The organism is Citrobacter freundii complex sp. 2024EL-00216 (assembly GCF_043945515.1).
GTDB lineage: Bacteria > Pseudomonadota > Gammaproteobacteria > Enterobacterales > Enterobacteriaceae > Citrobacter > Citrobacter portucalensis.
In genome coordinates this window covers 101,539-118,097 of sequence record NZ_JBIMRA010000001.1, presented here as the reverse complement: position 1 = coordinate 118,097, position 16,559 = coordinate 101,539, and the positions used below count along the sequence as shown (strand labels likewise).

At 52.2% G+C, this 16,559-nt stretch carries 11 protein-coding genes; 10 read left to right on the top strand and 1 reads right to left on the bottom strand.

What is annotated here, in order from left to right; all coding sequences use genetic code 11:
- Nucleotides 1-296 precede the first annotated feature (296 nt).
- The 8 genes from lrp (at nucleotide 297) to ACHHZ7_RS00495 (ending at nucleotide 12,623) form a co-directional block, all read left to right on the top strand.
- Nucleotides 297-791, top strand: coding sequence for a leucine-responsive transcriptional regulator Lrp (gene lrp / locus ACHHZ7_RS00530; RefSeq protein ID WP_002439523.1), 495 nt, complete (start codon nucleotides 297-299; stop codon nucleotides 789-791).
- 134 nt (nucleotides 792-925) lie between these two features.
- Nucleotides 926-4,987 carry a DNA translocase FtsK gene (ftsK, locus tag ACHHZ7_RS00525; protein ID WP_060682478.1) on the top strand — a complete coding sequence of 1,354 codons (4,062 nt, stop codon included), beginning with the start codon at nucleotides 926-928 and terminating at the stop codon, nucleotides 4,985-4,987.
- A 111-nt stretch (nucleotides 4,988-5,098) separates the two neighbouring features.
- The gene (lolA, locus tag ACHHZ7_RS00520; protein ID WP_003831898.1) at nucleotides 5,099-5,710 is read left to right on the top strand and encodes an outer membrane lipoprotein chaperone LolA; all 612 of its coding nucleotides are present in this window, start codon (nucleotides 5,099-5,101) and stop codon (nucleotides 5,708-5,710) included.
- Between the two features lie 10 nt (nucleotides 5,711-5,720).
- Entirely contained in the window at nucleotides 5,721-7,064 is a 1,344-nt protein-coding gene (gene rarA / locus ACHHZ7_RS00515) for a replication-associated recombination protein RarA (RefSeq protein WP_003836910.1), read from the top strand.
- A 92-nt stretch (nucleotides 7,065-7,156) separates the two neighbouring features.
- Nucleotides 7,157-8,449, top strand: a complete 1,293-nt coding sequence (serS, locus tag ACHHZ7_RS00510) for a serine--tRNA ligase (RefSeq protein WP_003831902.1) — start codon at nucleotides 7,157-7,159, stop codon at nucleotides 8,447-8,449.
- A 236-nt stretch (nucleotides 8,450-8,685) separates the two neighbouring features.
- Nucleotides 8,686-11,130, top strand: coding sequence for a dimethylsulfoxide reductase subunit A (dmsA, locus tag ACHHZ7_RS00505; RefSeq protein WP_060682477.1), 2,445 nt, complete (start codon nucleotides 8,686-8,688; stop codon nucleotides 11,128-11,130).
- 10 nt (nucleotides 11,131-11,140) lie between these two features.
- Nucleotides 11,141-11,758 carry a dimethylsulfoxide reductase iron-sulfur subunit DmsB gene (dmsB, locus tag ACHHZ7_RS00500; RefSeq protein WP_003831905.1) on the top strand — a complete coding sequence of 206 codons (618 nt, stop codon included), beginning with the start codon at nucleotides 11,141-11,143 and terminating at the stop codon, nucleotides 11,756-11,758.
- Between the two features lies 1 nt (nucleotide 11,759).
- On the top strand, nucleotides 11,760-12,623 hold the full coding sequence (locus ACHHZ7_RS00495; RefSeq protein ID WP_003831906.1) for a dimethyl sulfoxide reductase anchor subunit family protein: 864 nt from the start codon (nucleotides 11,760-11,762) through the stop codon (nucleotides 12,621-12,623).
- Nucleotides 12,624-12,733: 110 nt separating this feature from the next.
- Here ACHHZ7_RS00495 and ycaC read toward each other — a convergent pair whose 3' ends face one another.
- Nucleotides 12,734-13,360: an isochorismate family cysteine hydrolase YcaC gene (gene ycaC, locus ACHHZ7_RS00490; protein WP_060682476.1), complete on the bottom strand. Its 627-nt coding sequence runs from the start codon at nucleotides 13,358-13,360 to the stop codon at nucleotides 12,734-12,736.
- 385 nt (nucleotides 13,361-13,745) lie between these two features.
- Here ycaC and ACHHZ7_RS00485 point away from each other — a divergent pair, with 385 nt between their 5' ends.
- Nucleotides 13,746-14,894, top strand: a complete 1,149-nt coding sequence (locus ACHHZ7_RS00485) for an MFS transporter (protein ID WP_060682475.1) — start codon at nucleotides 13,746-13,748, stop codon at nucleotides 14,892-14,894.
- Between the two features lie 213 nt (nucleotides 14,895-15,107).
- Complete coding sequence (locus ACHHZ7_RS00480) at nucleotides 15,108-16,529, top strand: amino acid permease (protein WP_003035749.1); 1,422 nt, start codon at nucleotides 15,108-15,110, stop codon at nucleotides 16,527-16,529.
- Nucleotides 16,530-16,559 lie beyond the last annotated feature (30 nt).

Here is a 16,559-nt window from a genome sequence, read left to right as displayed (position 1 = left end):
CCCTGCTGTTTTGCGAAAACATTCAAGGAAGAAAAAAACTGTGTCATGTATGTGCTGCATAATCATGCATGTAGATACCATGTTTACCGTGTTAGCGAAATCTACGCATGGTGTGGACAGATGCCATTCGTGATGTCGATAGCCGCCGACAGGCAACGGTCTTCTCACCATAAACCCAGACATTGCGAACCGAAAATCCCTCTGGGTTGCGGTTTATTTTGATGGGTAGCGACTCTGAACAGTGATGTTGGTAGAGTCAGGCAGGAGTAGGGAAGGAATACAGAGAGACAATAATAATGGTAGATAGTAAGAAGCGCCCTGGCAAAGATCTCGACCGTATCGATCGTAACATTCTTAATGAGCTGCAAAAGGATGGGCGTATTTCTAACGTCGAGCTTTCTAAACGTGTGGGACTTTCACCAACGCCCTGCCTTGAGCGTGTGCGTCGGTTGGAAAGACAGGGTTTTATTCAGGGCTATACAGCGCTGTTAAACCCGCATTATCTGGATGCATCACTTCTGGTTTTTGTTGAGATTACTCTGAATCGTGGCGCCCCGGATGTGTTTGAACAATTTAACTCTGCAGTACAAAAACTTGAAGAAATTCAAGAGTGTCATTTGGTTTCCGGTGATTTCGACTATTTGCTGAAAACACGCGTACCGGATATGTCGGCATACCGTAAGCTGTTGGGGGAAACCCTGCTGCGTCTGCCTGGCGTGAATGACACACGTACTTATGTAGTAATGGAAGAAGTCAAACAGAGCAATCGTCTGGTAATTAAGACGCGCTAACACGGAACAGGTGCAAAATCGACGCAGTTTGATTACACTCCTGTTAATCCATACAGCAACAGTGCCGGGGCAACCCGGTGCTGTTGTCCGTTTTAGCATCGGGCAGGAAAAGCCCGAAACCTGGAGAGCCGTTTTTGAGCCAGGAATACACTGAAGACAAAGACGTCACATTGACGAAGTTAAGCAGCGGGCGCCGACTTCTGGAAGCGCTACTGATCCTTATTGCCCTTTTTGCCGTCTGGTTGATGGCTGCCTTACTCAGCTTTAACCCTTCGGATCCCAGTTGGTCGCAAACCGCGTGGCATGAGCCTATCCATAATCTGGGTGGAATACCTGGAGCATGGCTGGCGGATACGCTGTTCTTTATTTTTGGCGTCATGGCCTACACCATCCCCGTCATCATTGTCGGTGGCTGCTGGTTTGCCTGGCGACATCAGGCCAGCGACGAGTACGTCGATTATTTTGCCGTCTCGCTGCGCATTATTGGCGTTCTGGCGCTGATTCTCACTTCCTGCGGGCTGGCCGCAATTAACGCCGATGACATCTGGTATTTCGCCTCTGGCGGCGTGATCGGCAGTCTGCTCAGCACCACGCTACAACCATTGCTGCACAGCAGCGGCGGCACGCTGACGTTGTTGTGCATTTGGGCAGCGGGATTAACACTGTTCACCGGTTGGTCATGGGTGAGCATTGCGGAAAAACTGGGCGGCTGGTTACTCAATATCCTGACGTTTGCCAGCAACCGTACCCGCCGCGACGATACCTGGGTCGATGACGAAGAATATGAAGACGAAGAAGAGTCTGTCGACGCCGCTGATGGCAAACCCCATGAATCGCGCCGAGCTCGTATCCTGCGCGGTGCGTTAGCGCGCCGTAAACGTCTGGCGGAGAAATTTACCAACCCGCTTGGTCGTCATACCGATGCGGCGCTGTTTTCCGGCAAACGCATGGATGATGAAGACGAAATTGAATACAGCGCCCGTGGCGTGGTTGCCGATCCTAATGATGTGCTGTTTTCCGGTAATCGCGCGACGCTGCCTGAATATGACGAACTTGATCCACTGCTTAACGGCCACTCGGTGACCGAGCCTGTGGCTGCAGCAGCTGCAGCTACAACAGCCGCTCAGGCCTGGAGCGCACCGGTCGATCCGTTACTGCAAACGTCACCCGTGACCAACACTGTTATGGAGCAACCGGTCCCAACTGTGGCCTGGCAACCCGTGCCTGGCCCGCAAACCGTTGATGCCGCGATTGCACCAGCGCCTGAAGGTTATCCGCAGCCAGCCCAGTACGCGCAACCTCCGGTGCAGCAGCCGTATGAGCCATGGCAACAACCGGTTGTGGAGCAGAGTCCGCAGCCGCAATATTACGCACAGCAGCCCGTTGAACCTGTTTATACGCAGCCTGTCGCGCCGCAGCCGGAACCTGTTTATCAGCCGGAGCCCGTGCTGCAACCTGTCTATCAACAGGATCCGACCTCTCAACAGAACACCGCATTCCAGCAGCCTGGTTATCAGCCGGAGCCTGTGCAGCAACCTGTTTATCAGCAGGATCCAACTTTTCAACAGAGCACTACGTTCCAGCAGCCTGTGGTTGAACAACCAACAGTGGTGGAACCTGAGCCGGTGGTTGAAGAAGTTAAACCGACTCGTCCGCCGCTCTATTACTTTGAAGAAGTCGAAGAGAAACGTGCGCGTGAGCGTGAGCAACTGGCCGCATGGTATCAGCCGATTCCAGAACCTGCTCAGGAGCCTGAGCGTGTTAAGCCGTCTACGCCATCTATGCCGACGCCTGCATCCATACCACCCGTTGAGTCTGTTGCTGCCGTTGCACCGCTGGCCGCTGGCGTAAAAAGCGCCGCGTTAGGGGCAGGTGCCGCTGCCGCAGCACCTGTCTTTAGCCTTGCAGGCAGCGGTACGCCGCGTCCGCAGGTGAAAGAGGGCATTGGCCCGCAGTTGCCGCGTCCGAATCGTGTGCGCGTGCCTACTCGTCGTGAACTGGCTTCATATGGCATAAAACTGCCGTCACAGCGTATGGCTGAAGAGAAAGCGCGCGAAGAGCAGCTTGATACAGATGCGTACAGTGACGATGAAATGGATGCAATGCAGCAGGACGAGCTGGCACGTCAGTTCGCTCAGTCGCAGCAGCATCGTTATGGCGAAGAGTATCAGGACGATACCCACCAGACTGATGACGAAGATTCAGCCGCAGAAGCGGAACTGGCTCGCCAGTTTGCTTCTTCTCAGCAGCAGCGTTATTCCGGTGAACAGCCTGTCGGAGCGAATCCGTTCTCCCTTGATGACTTTGAATTTTCGCCAATGAAAACACTGGTGGATGAGGGTCCGCATGAGCCGCTGTTTACGCCTGGCGTAATGCCGGAGCCCGCGCCGCAGTACCAGGAACCAGTTGCACCGCAGCAGCACTATCAGCAACCGGCGCAGCCAGTTGCACCGCAGCAGCACTATCAGCAACCGGCACAGCCAGTTGTACCACAGCAGCATTATCAGCAACCAGCGCAGCCTGTTGCACCGCAGCAGCACTACCAGCAACCGGTGCAGCCAGTTGCATCGCAGCATTATCAACAGCCAGCGCAGCCAGTTGCACCGCAGCAGCATTATCAGCAGCCAGCGCAGCCTGCTACACCGCCGCCGCAGGATAGTCTTATCCATCCGCTGCTGATGCGTAATGGGGATAGTCGTCCGGCGCACCGTCCAAGCACGCCGCTGCCATCGTTAGATCTGCTCACGCCGCCGCCGAGCGAAGTTGAGCCGATAGATACGTTCGCACTGGAACAAATGGCACGTCTGGTGGAAGCGCGTCTGGCGGATTTCCGCATTAAAGCCGATGTGGTGAACTATTCTCCTGGCCCGGTGATTACCCGCTTTGAGCTTAATCTGGCTCCAGGGGTTAAAGCAGCGCGTATTTCTAACCTATCACGAGATCTGGCGCGTTCATTGTCGACCGCGGCGGTACGTGTGGTCGAGGTTATTCCAGGCAAACCGTATGTCGGACTGGAGTTACCGAACAAAAAACGTCAAACCGTCTATCTGCGAGAAGTGCTGGATAACGCTAAATTCCGTGATAACTCATCTCCGCTGACTGTGGTGCTGGGCAAAGATATTGCGGGCGAACCGGTGGTGGCCGATCTGGCTAAAATGCCGCACCTGCTGGTGGCAGGGACAACCGGTTCCGGTAAGTCTGTTGGGGTGAACGCCATGATCCTCAGCATGCTGTACAAAGCGCAGCCGGAAGACGTTCGCTTTATCATGATTGACCCGAAAATGCTGGAACTTTCTGTTTATGAAGGTATTCCACATCTGCTGACTGAAGTTGTGACCGACATGAAAGATGCCGCCAATGCCTTGCGTTGGAGCGTCAATGAAATGGAACGTCGCTACAAACTGATGTCGGCGCTTGGCGTGCGTAACCTTGCCGGTTATAACGATAAGATTGCTGAAGCCGCCCGTATGGGACGTCCGATTCCAGACCCATACTGGAAGCCGGGCGACAGCATGGATGTTCAGCATCCGGTGCTGGAAAAACTGCCGTATATCGTGGTGTTGGTGGATGAATTCGCTGACCTGATGATGACCGTTGGCAAAAAGGTGGAAGAACTGATCGCTCGTCTGGCGCAAAAAGCGCGTGCGGCGGGTATCCACTTGGTGCTGGCAACCCAGCGACCGTCAGTTGACGTTATCACTGGTCTGATTAAAGCGAACATCCCGACGCGTATCGCCTTTACAGTGTCCAGTAAAATTGACTCGCGTACCATCCTTGATCAGGGCGGCGCGGAATCGCTGTTGGGTATGGGTGACATGCTTTATTCTGCACCAAACTCGACGATCCCTGTACGTGTACACGGCGCCTTTGTACGCGATGAAGAAGTTCACGCGGTAGTTCAGGACTGGAAAGCGCGCGGCCGTCCACAATACGTTGATGGCATTACCTCTGACAGCGAAAGCGAAGGCGGCGGTGGCGGCTTTGATGGTGGCGAAGAACTGGATCCGCTGTTCGATCAGGCTGTGAACTTTGTTACTCAGAAACGCAAAGCCTCAATCTCCGGCGTCCAGCGTCAGTTTCGTATCGGTTACAACCGAGCGGCGCGCATCATCGAACAGATGGAAGCGCAGGGAATAGTCAGCGAACAAGGGCATAATGGTAATCGTGAAGTGCTGGCTCCGCCGCCCTTCGAATGATTGCAAAGTTAAGTAATTCAGTATTTTCTACTTTCCTCATGCTGATTTTTGGCCTGAAATGGATAGCAGAGGGATCTCCCCGTTGGGAGTGACGTATTTTGAGGAATAATGATGAAAAGAATCGCAATCACCTGTGCATTACTGTCTAGCTTTGTGGTGAGCAGCGTCTGGGCTGATGCTGCCAGCGACCTGAAAAGCCGTCTGGATAAAGTCAGTAGCTTCCATGCCAGCTTTACTCAGAAGGTCACGGACGGTAGCGGCGCGGCGGTGCAGGAAGGTCAGGGCGACTTATGGGTTAAACGCCCTAATCTGTTTAACTGGCATATGACGCAGCCTGACGAGAGCATTCTGGTTTCCGATGGTAAAACGCTGTGGTTCTTTAACCCGTTTGTTGAGCAGGCGACTGCGACCTGGTTGAAAGACGCTACGGGCAACACGCCGTTTATGCTGATTGCGCGTAACCAGGCCAGCGACTGGCAACAGTACAACATAAAGCAAAACGGCGATGATTTCGTGCTGACGCCAAAAACCAGCAGCGGTAACCTGAAGCAGTTTACTATCAATGTTGGGCGGGACGGGACGATCCATCAGTTCAGTGCCGTTGAGCAAGACGATCAGCGCAGCAGCTATCAGCTGAAATCTCAGCAGAATGGTGCGATTGAACCTTCGAAATTCACCTTTACCCCGCCGCAAGGTGTAACGGTTGACGATCAACGTAAGTAGAGGCGTGTGAGTGAGCAATCTGTCGCTCGACTTTTCTGATAATACCTTTCAGCCACTGGCCGCACGTATGCGGCCAGAAAATTTAGCGCAGTACATCGGCCAGCAGCATCTGCTGGCTGCGGGTAAACCCTTGCCGCGTGCCATCGAGGCCGGGCACCTGCACTCTATGATTTTATGGGGTCCGCCGGGGACGGGGAAAACCACGCTAGCCGAAGTTATTGCCCGTTACGCTAACGCCGATGTTGAACGAATTTCGGCGGTCACGTCTGGTGTAAAAGAAATTCGTGAAGCGATTGAGCGGGCGCGTCAGAATCGTAACGCGGGTCGACGTACGATCCTGTTCGTGGACGAAGTTCACCGTTTTAATAAAAGCCAACAGGATGCGTTTTTACCGCATATTGAAGACGGTACCATCACGTTTATTGGCGCCACCACTGAAAATCCCTCGTTTGAACTGAACTCGGCACTGTTGTCGCGGGCGCGTGTTTATTTACTGAAATCGTTAACCACCGACGATATTGAACAGGTGCTGGACCAGGCGATGTCAGATAAAGCCCGTGGTTACGGTGGTCAGGATATCGTACTGCCACCAGAGACGCGTCGGGCGATTGCCGAACTGGTGAATGGCGACGCGCGGCGAGCGCTGAATACGCTGGAAATGATGGCCGATATGGCCGAAGTTGATGATTCAGGCAAGCGCGTATTGAAACCAGAATTGCTCACTGAAATTGCCGGTGAACGCAGCGCACGCTTCGATAATAAAGGCGATCGTTTTTACGATCTCATCTCCGCATTACACAAATCGGTTCGCGGCAGCGCCCCGGATGCGGCGCTTTATTGGTATGCGCGCATCATTAGTGCAGGTGGTGATCCGCTGTATGTAGCCCGTCGCTGTCTGGCAATTGCCTCTGAAGATGTGGGCAATGCCGATCCTCGCGCCATGCAGGTGGCAATTTCCGCATGGGACTGCTTTACCCGCGTGGGACCCGCGGAAGGCGAACGGGCGATTGCACAGGCTATTGTTTATCTGGCCTGCGCGCCGAAAAGTAATGCGGTTTACACCGCCTTTAAAGCCGCGCTGGCTGATGCCCGCGAACGTCCGGATTACGACGTGCCGGTCCACCTGCGCAATGCGCCAACTAAGCTGATGAAAGAAATGGGCTATGGTCAGGAGTATCGTTACGCCCATGATGAACCAAATGCCTACGCCGCCGGAGAAGAGTACTTCCCGCAGGAAATGGCACAAACGCGCTATTATCACCCCACAAACAGAGGTCTTGAAGGCAAGATTGGCGAAAAGCTCGCCTGGCTCGCCGGACAGGATCAAAATAGCCCTATAAAACGCTACCGTTAGTGTTATCGTTGCGGTAATGTTGTCTCTGTATCCCTGTGACCGCAGGCTGTGGTCACTTTCTCCTATTTTAATTCGATAAGCACAGGATAAGCATGCTCGATCCCAATCTGCTGCGTAATGAGCCAGACGCAGTCGCAGAAAAACTGGCAAGCCGGGGCTTTAAGCTGGATGTAGATAAGCTGCGCGCTCTTGAAGAGCGTCGTAAAGTTCTGCAGGTACAAACTGAAAACCTGCAGGCAGAGCGTAACTCTCGATCGAAATCCATCGGCCAGGCAAAAGCGCGCGGGGAAGATATCGAGTCTTTACGTCTGGAAGTGAACAAACTGGGCGAAGAGCTGGATGCCGCGAAAGCTGAACTTGATACCTTACAGGCCGAGATCCGCGACATTGCGCTGACCATTCCTAACCTGCCAGCGGACGACGTTCCGGTGGGTAAAGATGAAAATGACAACGTTGAAGTCAGCCGTTGGGGTACTCCGCGTGAGTTTGATTTCGAAGTGCGCGATCACGTTACCCTGGGTGAAATGCACACGGGTCTTGATTTTGCCGCTGCGGTTAAGCTGACCGGCTCTCGTTTCGTCGTGATGAAAGGGCAGATCGCGCGCATGCACCGTGCGCTGTCTCAGTTCATGCTGGATCTGCATACCGAACAGCATGGTTACAGCGAAAACTACGTTCCGTATCTGGTTAACCATGACACGCTGTACGGAACAGGGCAACTGCCGAAATTTGCTGGCGATCTGTTCCACACCCGTCCGCTGGATGAAGAAGCTGACAGCAGCAACTATGCGCTGATCCCAACGGCAGAAGTTCCGCTGACCAACCTGGTTCGCGACGAAATCATTGACGAAGATGCGCTGCCGATCAAAATGACCGCGCATACGCCGTGCTTCCGTTCTGAAGCAGGTTCTTACGGTCGTGATACCCGTGGTCTGATCCGTATGCACCAGTTCGATAAAGTTGAAATGGTGCAGATCGTTCGCCCGGAAGACTCTATGGACGCGCTGGAAGAGATGACCGGCCATGCTGAGAAGGTTCTTCAGCTGCTGGGCCTGCCGTACCGTAAGATCATCCTGTGCACAGGCGACATGGGCTTCGGCGCATGCAAAACGTACGATCTGGAAGTGTGGATCCCGGCGCAGAACACCTATCGCGAAATCTCCTCTTGCTCCAACGTGTGGGATTTCCAGGCTCGTCGTATGCAGGCGCGTTGCCGCAGCAAATCCGACAAAAAGACCCGTTTAGTACATACGCTGAACGGTTCCGGTCTGGCGGTTGGACGTACGCTGGTTGCGGTGATGGAAAACTATCAGCAGGCTGATGGCCGTATTCAGGTTCCGGAAGTGTTACGTCCGTACATGAATGGCCTGGAATTTATCGGCTAAGCTACCTTTCTTTGCTAAAAAAGCGCCTCAGGGCGCTTTTTTTATGCCCGTTTGACGTCGGACAATAACGCCTACCTCCATAGGAGTAATACTGCCTTCGAATGAAAGTCAGTATTTATCTCTGTCTTTTCGCAAATTCAGTATCTACCAGTCTGTATATTGATATTAACGATATATAAAAATCTATATAACGAGTATTTCTCTTTTGTTTATTGTGAGCAGCAGAGTGAGCCACTATGAAAACTAAGATCCCCGATGCCATGCTGGCAGCTGAGGTTAGTCGCCGAGGTTTGGTGAAAACGACGGCGATAGGCGGACTGGCGGTGGCCAGTAGCGCGTTTACCCTGCCATTTACCCGTATTGCAAATGCTGCAGAAGCCCTTAATCCGACACAGGCCAATGAGAAAGTCATATGGAGCGCGTGTACGGTGAACTGTGGTAGCCGCTGTCCTCTGCGTATGCACGTGGTAGACGGTGAAATAAAGTATGTTGAAACCGACAACACCGGTGATGACAACTATGACGGCTTGCACCAGGTACGCGCCTGTCTGCGTGGTCGCTCCATGCGTCGTCGCGTTTATAATCCCGACCGTCTGAAATACCCGATGAAACGTGTCGGTAAACGTGGCGAAGGGAAATTTGAGCGTATCAGCTGGGATGAAGCCTACGACATCATTGCCAGCAATATGCAGCGTCTTATCAAAGACTACGGCAACGAGTCTATCTACCTGAACTACGGCACAGGTACGCTGGGCGGCACCCTGACACGTTCCTGGCCGCCAGGCAAAACGCTGGTAGCACGTCTGATGAACTGCTGTGGCGGCTACCTGAACCACTACGGTGACTACTCTTCAGCGCAAATCGCTGCCGGGTTGAACTACACCTACGGCGGCTGGGCAGACGGTAACAGCCCGTCCGACATTGAAAACAGCAAGCTGGTGGTTCTGTTCGGGAATAACCCAGGTGAAACCCGTATGAGCGGGGGTGGGGTAACCTATTACCTTGAACAGGCGCGACAGAAATCCAATGCTCGCATGATTATTATCGATCCTCGCTACACGGATACCGGTGCGGGTCGTGAAGATGAATGGATCCCGATCCGCCCAGGTACCGATGCGGCGCTGGTGAATGGTCTGGCGTATGTGCTGATCACCGAAAACATGGTCGATCAACCGTTCCTTGATAAATACTGCGTGGGTTACGACGAGAAAACCTTACCGGCCGACGCACCGAAAAACGGTCACTATAAGGCGTATATTCTTGGGCAGGGCAAAGACGGTATCGCCAAGACCCCGGAATGGGCAGCGCAAATTACCGGTATTCCTGCTGATCGAATCGTCAAACTGGCACGTGAAATCGGTAGCGCTAAACCGGCATATATCAGTCAGGGGTGGGGACCGCAGCGCCATGCTAACGGTGAAATAGCGACTCGTGCCATTTCTATGCTGGCAATCCTTACCGGTAACGTTGGGATTAACGGCGGCAACAGCGGGGCGCGTGAGGGCTCATACAGTTTGCCGTTTGAACGTATGCCTACGCTGGAAAACCCAGTCGAAACCAGCATCTCTATGTTTATGTGGACGGACGCCATTGAGCGAGGTCCGGAGATGACGGCGCTGCGTGACGGTGTTCGTGGCAAAGATAAGCTCGATGTTCCGATTAAGATGATCTGGAACTATGCCGGTAACTGTCTGATTAACCAGCACTCTGATATCAACCGCACACATGAAATCCTACAGGATGATAAGAAGTGCGAGATGATCGTTGTCATCGACTGTCATATGACCTCCTCGGCGAAATACGCGGATATTTTGCTGCCGGACTGCACCGCTTCGGAGCAGATGGACTTCGCACTGGATGCCTCCTGCGGAAATATGTCGTATGTGATTTTCACCGATCAGGCGATCAAACCACGCTTCGAATGCAAGACTATCTACCAGATGACCAGCGAGCTGGCGAAACGCCTTGGTGTTGAGCAGCAGTTTACAGAAGGTCGTACTCAGGAAGAGTGGATGCGTCATCTGTACGAGCAGTCGCGCAAAGCCATTCCTGAACTGCCAACGTTTGAAGAATTCCGCAAGCAGGGGATCTTTAAACAGCGCGACCCACAGGGACATCACGTGGCCTACAAGGCGTTCCGTGAGGATCCTAACGCCAATCCGCTGACCACGCCGTCAGGTAAGATCGAAATTTATTCGCAGCAGCTTGCCGAGATCGCGTCAACCTGGGAACTGTCGGAAGGTGATGTGATTGATCCACTGCCGATTTATACCCCAGGTTTTGAGAGCTTAAACGATCCGCTGGTGGAGAAATTCCCTCTGCAGTTGACCGGCTTCCACTATAAGTCTCGCGTTCACTCGACCTATGGCAACGTGGATGTTCTGAAAGCATCCTGCCGTCAGGAAATGTGGATCAACCCGATGGATGCACAGCGACGCGGCATTAACAACGGCGACAAGGTGCGCATCTTTAACGATCGTGGTGAAGTGCACATCGAGGCGAAAGTAACTCCGCGTATGATGCCTGGCGTGGTGGCATTGGGCGAAGGGGCGTGGTATGACCCGGACGCAAAACGCGTGGACCAGGGCGGTTGTATTAACGTCCTGACGACCCAGCGTCCGTCTCCTCTCGCGAAGGGGAACCCATCACACACGAACCTTGTTCAGGTTGAAAAGGTGTAAGGAGTAACCGATGACAACCCAGTATGGATTTTTTATTGATTCCAGCCGTTGCACCGGTTGCAAAACCTGCGAACTGGCGTGCAAAGATTTCAAAAATTTAACCCCTGAAGTCAGCTTCCGCCGCATTTATGAGTACGCGGGCGGTGACTGGCAGGAAGACAACGGCGTCTGGCATCAGAACGTCTTTGCCTATTACCTCTCCATTGCGTGTAACCACTGTGAAGACCCGGCCTGTACCAAAGTGTGTCCGAGCGGTGCGATGCACAAACGTGAAGATGGCTTTGTCGTTGTCGATGAAGATGTGTGCATCGGCTGCCGCTATTGCCACATGGCCTGTCCTTACGGTGCACCACAGTACAATGCTGACAAAGGGCACATGACCAAATGCGATGGCTGCCATGAGCGCGTCGCTGAAGGTAAGAAACCTATTTGCGTCGAGTCCTGTCCACTGCGTGCGCTGGATTTTGGCCCAATTGATGAACTGCGCAAAAAACACGGTACTTTGGCTGCGGTTGCGCCATTGCCGGGCGCGCACTTTACCAAACCGAGCATTGTCATCAAACCTAACGCCAATAGCCGCCCGACCGGGGATACCACAGGTTATCTGGCTAATCCGAAGGAGGTGTAAGATGGGAAGTGGATGGCATGAATGGCCGCTGATGATCTTCACGGTCTTCGGACAGTGTGTGGTTGGCGGTTTTATTGTTCTGGCGCTGGCGTTGATGAAAGGGGGCTTACGCCCAGAATCGCAGCAACGCGTAATTACCTGCATGTTTGGGCTGTGGGTATTAATGGGCATTGGTTTTATTGCTTCCATGCTCCACCTGGGCTCACCGATGCGCGCCTTTAACTCACTCAATCGCGTTGGGTCATCTGCGTTGAGTAACGAAATTGCCAGCGGCTCACTCTTCTTTGCCGTTGGCGGTATCGGCTGGCTGCTGGCTATGTTGAAGAAAATGTCGCCCGCATTACGCAATCTGTGGTTAGTTGTCACCATGGTGCTGGGTGTGGTTTTTGTCTGGATGATGGTGCGCGTGTATAACACTATCGATACCGTACCGACCTGGTACAGCGTCTGGACACCGCTGGGCTTCTTCCTGACGATGTTTATGGGCGGTCCGCTGCTGGGATATCTGTTACTGAGAATTGCTGGCGTGGATGGTTGGGCGATGCGCCTGCTGCCGGCTATATCAGTGCTTGCTCTGGTCGTGAGTGCCATCATGTCGGTAATGCAGGGGACTGAACTGGCGACAATCCACAGTTCGATTCAACAGGCCTCTGCGCTGGTTCCGGATTACGGTTCGCTGATGGCGTGGCGGATCGTGGCGTTGGCGTTAGCGCTGTGCTGCTGGATAGTACCGCAAGTGAAGGGTTACCAACCTGCCGTTCCGTTGCTTTCCGTCGCGTTTATTCTGCTGTTAGTCGGCGAGCTGATTGGTCGTGGCGTGTTCTACGGGCTGCATATGACAGTCGGTATGGCGGTGGCGAGTTAATCCATAATATGCCGGATGGCGCCACGTGCTTTAACAAGCCTACAATATCCGTAGGCCTTAAAGCTGCGCGCTATCCGGCTACATGTCAGGCCAGGGTTTTGCCCCAGTCTTTACTTCTGCTTAGTTAACGTGTCATAGCTGGTCATCAGATTGCGATAATCCGGAATGTGATTAGAGAACAACGTCGCCAGACCTTCGACATCGTTGCGCCAGTCGCGGTGCAGTTCGCATGCTACTCCGAACCATGTCATCAATTGAGCGCCTGCCTGAGACATCCGATCCCATGCTGAATGGCGGGTAATTTCATTAAACGTGCCTGAAGCATCGGTGACAACAAAGATGTCAAAACCTTCTTCAATAGCCGAGAGCGCTGGGAAAGCGACGCAAACCTCCGTCACGACACCAGCGATAATCAGCTGCTTTTTGCCGGTCGCTTTTACTGCTTTCACGAAATCTTCGTTATCCCATGCGTTAATGTTTCCTGGGCGAGCAATGTAGGGCGCATCGGGAAATTGAGCTTTCAGTTCCGGTACCAGCGGTCCGTTTGGTCCTGTCTCAAAACTGGTTGTCAGAATGGTTGGGAGGTTGAAGTATTTTGCTAAGTCACCGAGCGCAAGCACGTTGTTTTTAAATTTATCGGGATCGATATCCCGAACCAGAGAGAGCAGGCCAGCCTGATGGTCGACCAGCAGTACTGCCGCATTGTCTTTATCAAGTCTTACGTAAGGTTTAGTTATGGTATTTCTCCTGTTCAGTATCAGTGGGGGAAATTTGATGAGTTTAAGTCTACGAAAAGAACGATATTTGGATTAGATAGATAAATAAGAACTCACTGTTCTATTTTGAAGACAATGCAGCTCAGCATCCCGCATAGAGTTTAGTAAGAAATAAAAGTAAGGGGAGTCCATGAAATTTTTCGACTGAACGTAACGCGAGATTTTTGTTTTAGATCAATAAAAACAAGCAGATGTGTTTTTGTGTTTTTTATCTATTCACATTAAGAATCAGTAATGCAAATCGATCGACCAGAAAGCGCCTCAGCCCTCTGATTCCGCCGATTGACAATGTTTTTAGCAGTGGCATGATGCGCATGAAATTTGAACTTCCTCACGGTTTTTATTCATGTCCACCTATACCCGTCCCGTCATGCTATTGTTGTGCGGGCTACTTCTGTTGACCCTGGCGATCGCCGTGTTAAACACGCTCGTCCCGCTTTGGCTCGCCCATGAAAATCTGCCCACCTGGCAGGTAGGCGTGGTGAGCTCGTCTTACTTTACCGGTAATCTGGTAGGGACGTTGCTGACAGGGTATTTAATAAAACACCTTGGTTTTAACCGCAGCTATTACATCGCCTCGCTTATTTTTGCCGCGGGCTGTGTCGGGCTGGGGATTATGGTGGGATTCTGGAGCTGGATGACATGGCGTTTTATCGCCGGTGTTGGCTGCGCCATGATCTGGGTGGTCGTGGAAAGCGCGCTGATGTGCAGCGGGACGTCACGTAATCGCGGACGGTTACTTGCCGCCTATATGATGATCTATTATGTGGGAACGTTTTTAGGCCAACTGCTGGTTAGTAAAGTATCAACAGAATTGATGAACGTCCTGCCGTGGGTGACGGGTACTATCCTGGCGGGTGTTTTGCCACTGCTCTTTACGCGCATTGCTAATCAGCAGGGCGATGAACTGCAGTCTACGCCTATTGTCTCCATGCTGAGGTTGCGTCAGGCGCGCCTGGGCGTTAATGGCTGCATTATTTCCGGGATCGTGCTGGGGTCTTTGTATGGCCTGATGCCGCTGTATCTCAACCATCAGGGGGTGAGCAACGCCAGCATTGGTTTCTGGATGGCGGTTCTGGTAAGTGCCGGTATTCTGGGGCAATGGCCGATTGGCCGTCTGGCGGATAAGCTGGGACGTCTGCTGGTTTTACGCGTCCAGGTCTTCGTGGTGATCGTCGGGAGTATCGCCATGCTGAATCAGGCGGCGATGGCGCCCGCGTTGTTTATGTTGGGTGCGGCAGGCTTTACCCTCTATCCGGTCGCGATGGCCTGGGCCTGTGAAAAGGTGGAACATCATCAGCTGGTCGCCATGAATCAGGCATTGTTATTGAGCTATACCGTGGGCAGCCTGCTGGGACCTTCATTTACTGCGATGCTGATGCAGAATTATTCAGATAGCTTGCTGTTTATCATGATCGCCAGCGTATCGTTTATTTATTTACTAATGCTGCTGCGTAAGACGGGCCATACGCCCAATTCTATTGCGCACATTTGACCTGATTTAACAGAATATGAACAGGTTCCCATACATACTGTTTATGTATGCTTTATGGGAACCTGCATTATTTAATCGCACACGTCTGCCCTGAAAATAAAGTGTGCAGAAGGTTATAGTTTTACATCCTGCCGTTTCCGCTCGCTCATTTTACCGCGCATAATCCCACGCCTCATATATTGATAATCAAAAAGCTTCCACAAAGGATTGCGTATGGCTGGTGTGCAGGAAAAACAATTGCGATGGTACAACATTGCATTAATGTCATTTATTACCGTCTGGGGTTTTGGTAACGTCGTCAACAACTATGCTAATCAGGGATTGGTTGTTGTCTCCTCCTGGATATTTATTTTCGCGCTCTATTTTATTCCTTATGCGTTGATCGTCGGGCAGCTTGGCTCAACCTTTAAAGAGGGTAAAGGCGGCGTCAGTACCTGGATTAAACATACCATGGGGCCAGGGTTGGCCTATCTTGCTGCCTGGACCTATTGGGTTGTTCATATACCTTATCTGGCGCAAAAACCGCAGGCTATTCTGATTGCGCTGGGATGGGCGCTGAAGGGCGATGGTTCGTTGATTAAAGAGTACACCGTCGTGGCGTTACAGGGGCTGACGCTGGCGCTGTTTGTCTTTTTCATGTGGGTTGCGTCCCGTGGCATGAAGTCGCTGAAAATTGTTGGGTCAGTTGCTGGCATCGCGATGTTTGTGATGTCCATTTTGTATGTCGTGATGGCGGTAACCGCGCCTGCAATTACGGATGTGCAAATAGCGACAACCAATATCACCTGGGAATCGTTTATCCCGCACATCGATTTTACCTACATTACTACGATCTCCATGCTGGTCTTTGCCGTGGGCGGTGCGGAGAAAATTTCGCCATACGTTAATCAGACACGTAATCCGGGCAAAGAATTTCCAAAAGGGATGCTCGTTCTGGCTGTTATGGTGGCGGTATGCGCGATTCTCGGTTCGCTGGCTATGGGAATGATGTTTGACTCCCGGCATATTCCAGATGACCTGATGACGAATGGTCAATATTACGCCTTCCAGAAATTGGGTGAGTATTATGGTATGGGTAATTCGCTGATGGTTATTTACGCGATTGCCAATACGCTGGGACAGATTGCGGCATTGGTATTTTCTATTGATGCACCGCTTAAAGTTCTGCTGGGTGATGCTGATCGTAAATATATTCCCGAGAGCCTGTGTAAAACCAACGCTTCCGGTACGCCGGTAAATGGTTATATTCTGACGCTGGTGCTGGTGGCGATTTTGATTATGTTGCCAACACTGGGAATTGGCGATATGAACAACCTGTATAAATGGCTATTGAATCTTAACTCTGTCGTGATGCCATTGCGTTATTTATGGGTGTTTGTGGCGTTCATTGCCGTTATTCGCCTGGCGCAAAAATATAAATCGGAATATGTCTTTATTCGCAACCGCTCGCTTGCGATGACCGTGGGGATCTGGTGCTTTGCCTTTACCGCATTTGCCTGTCTGACCGGGATTTTCCCGAAAATGGAAGCCTTTACCCCTGAGTGGACATTCCAGCTCACGCTGAATATCGTGACGCCATTTGTGCTGGTTGGGCTGGGATTGATTTTCCCGCTACTGGCGAGAAGAGGACGCTAAAGACAAGTGTGGCAGAAGAGCAGGAGATAG

Coding starts and splice junctions, on each gene's coding strand:
- lrp (WP_002439523.1), top strand. CDS start 297: ATGGTAGATAGTAAGAAGCGCCCTGGCAAAGATCTCGACCGTATCGAT.
- ACHHZ7_RS00480 (WP_003035749.1), top strand. CDS start 15,108: ATGGCTGGTGTGCAGGAAAAACAATTGCGATGGTACAACATTGCATTA.
- dmsA (WP_060682477.1), top strand. CDS start 8,686: ATGAAAACTAAGATCCCCGATGCCATGCTGGCAGCTGAGGTTAGTCGC.
- lolA (WP_003831898.1), top strand. CDS start 5,099: ATGAAAAGAATCGCAATCACCTGTGCATTACTGTCTAGCTTTGTGGTG.
- ACHHZ7_RS00485 (WP_060682475.1), top strand. CDS start 13,746: ATGTCCACCTATACCCGTCCCGTCATGCTATTGTTGTGCGGGCTACTT.
- dmsB (WP_003831905.1), top strand. CDS start 11,141: ATGACAACCCAGTATGGATTTTTTATTGATTCCAGCCGTTGCACCGGT.
- serS (WP_003831902.1), top strand. CDS start 7,157: ATGCTCGATCCCAATCTGCTGCGTAATGAGCCAGACGCAGTCGCAGAA.
- ACHHZ7_RS00495 (WP_003831906.1), top strand. CDS start 11,760: ATGGGAAGTGGATGGCATGAATGGCCGCTGATGATCTTCACGGTCTTC.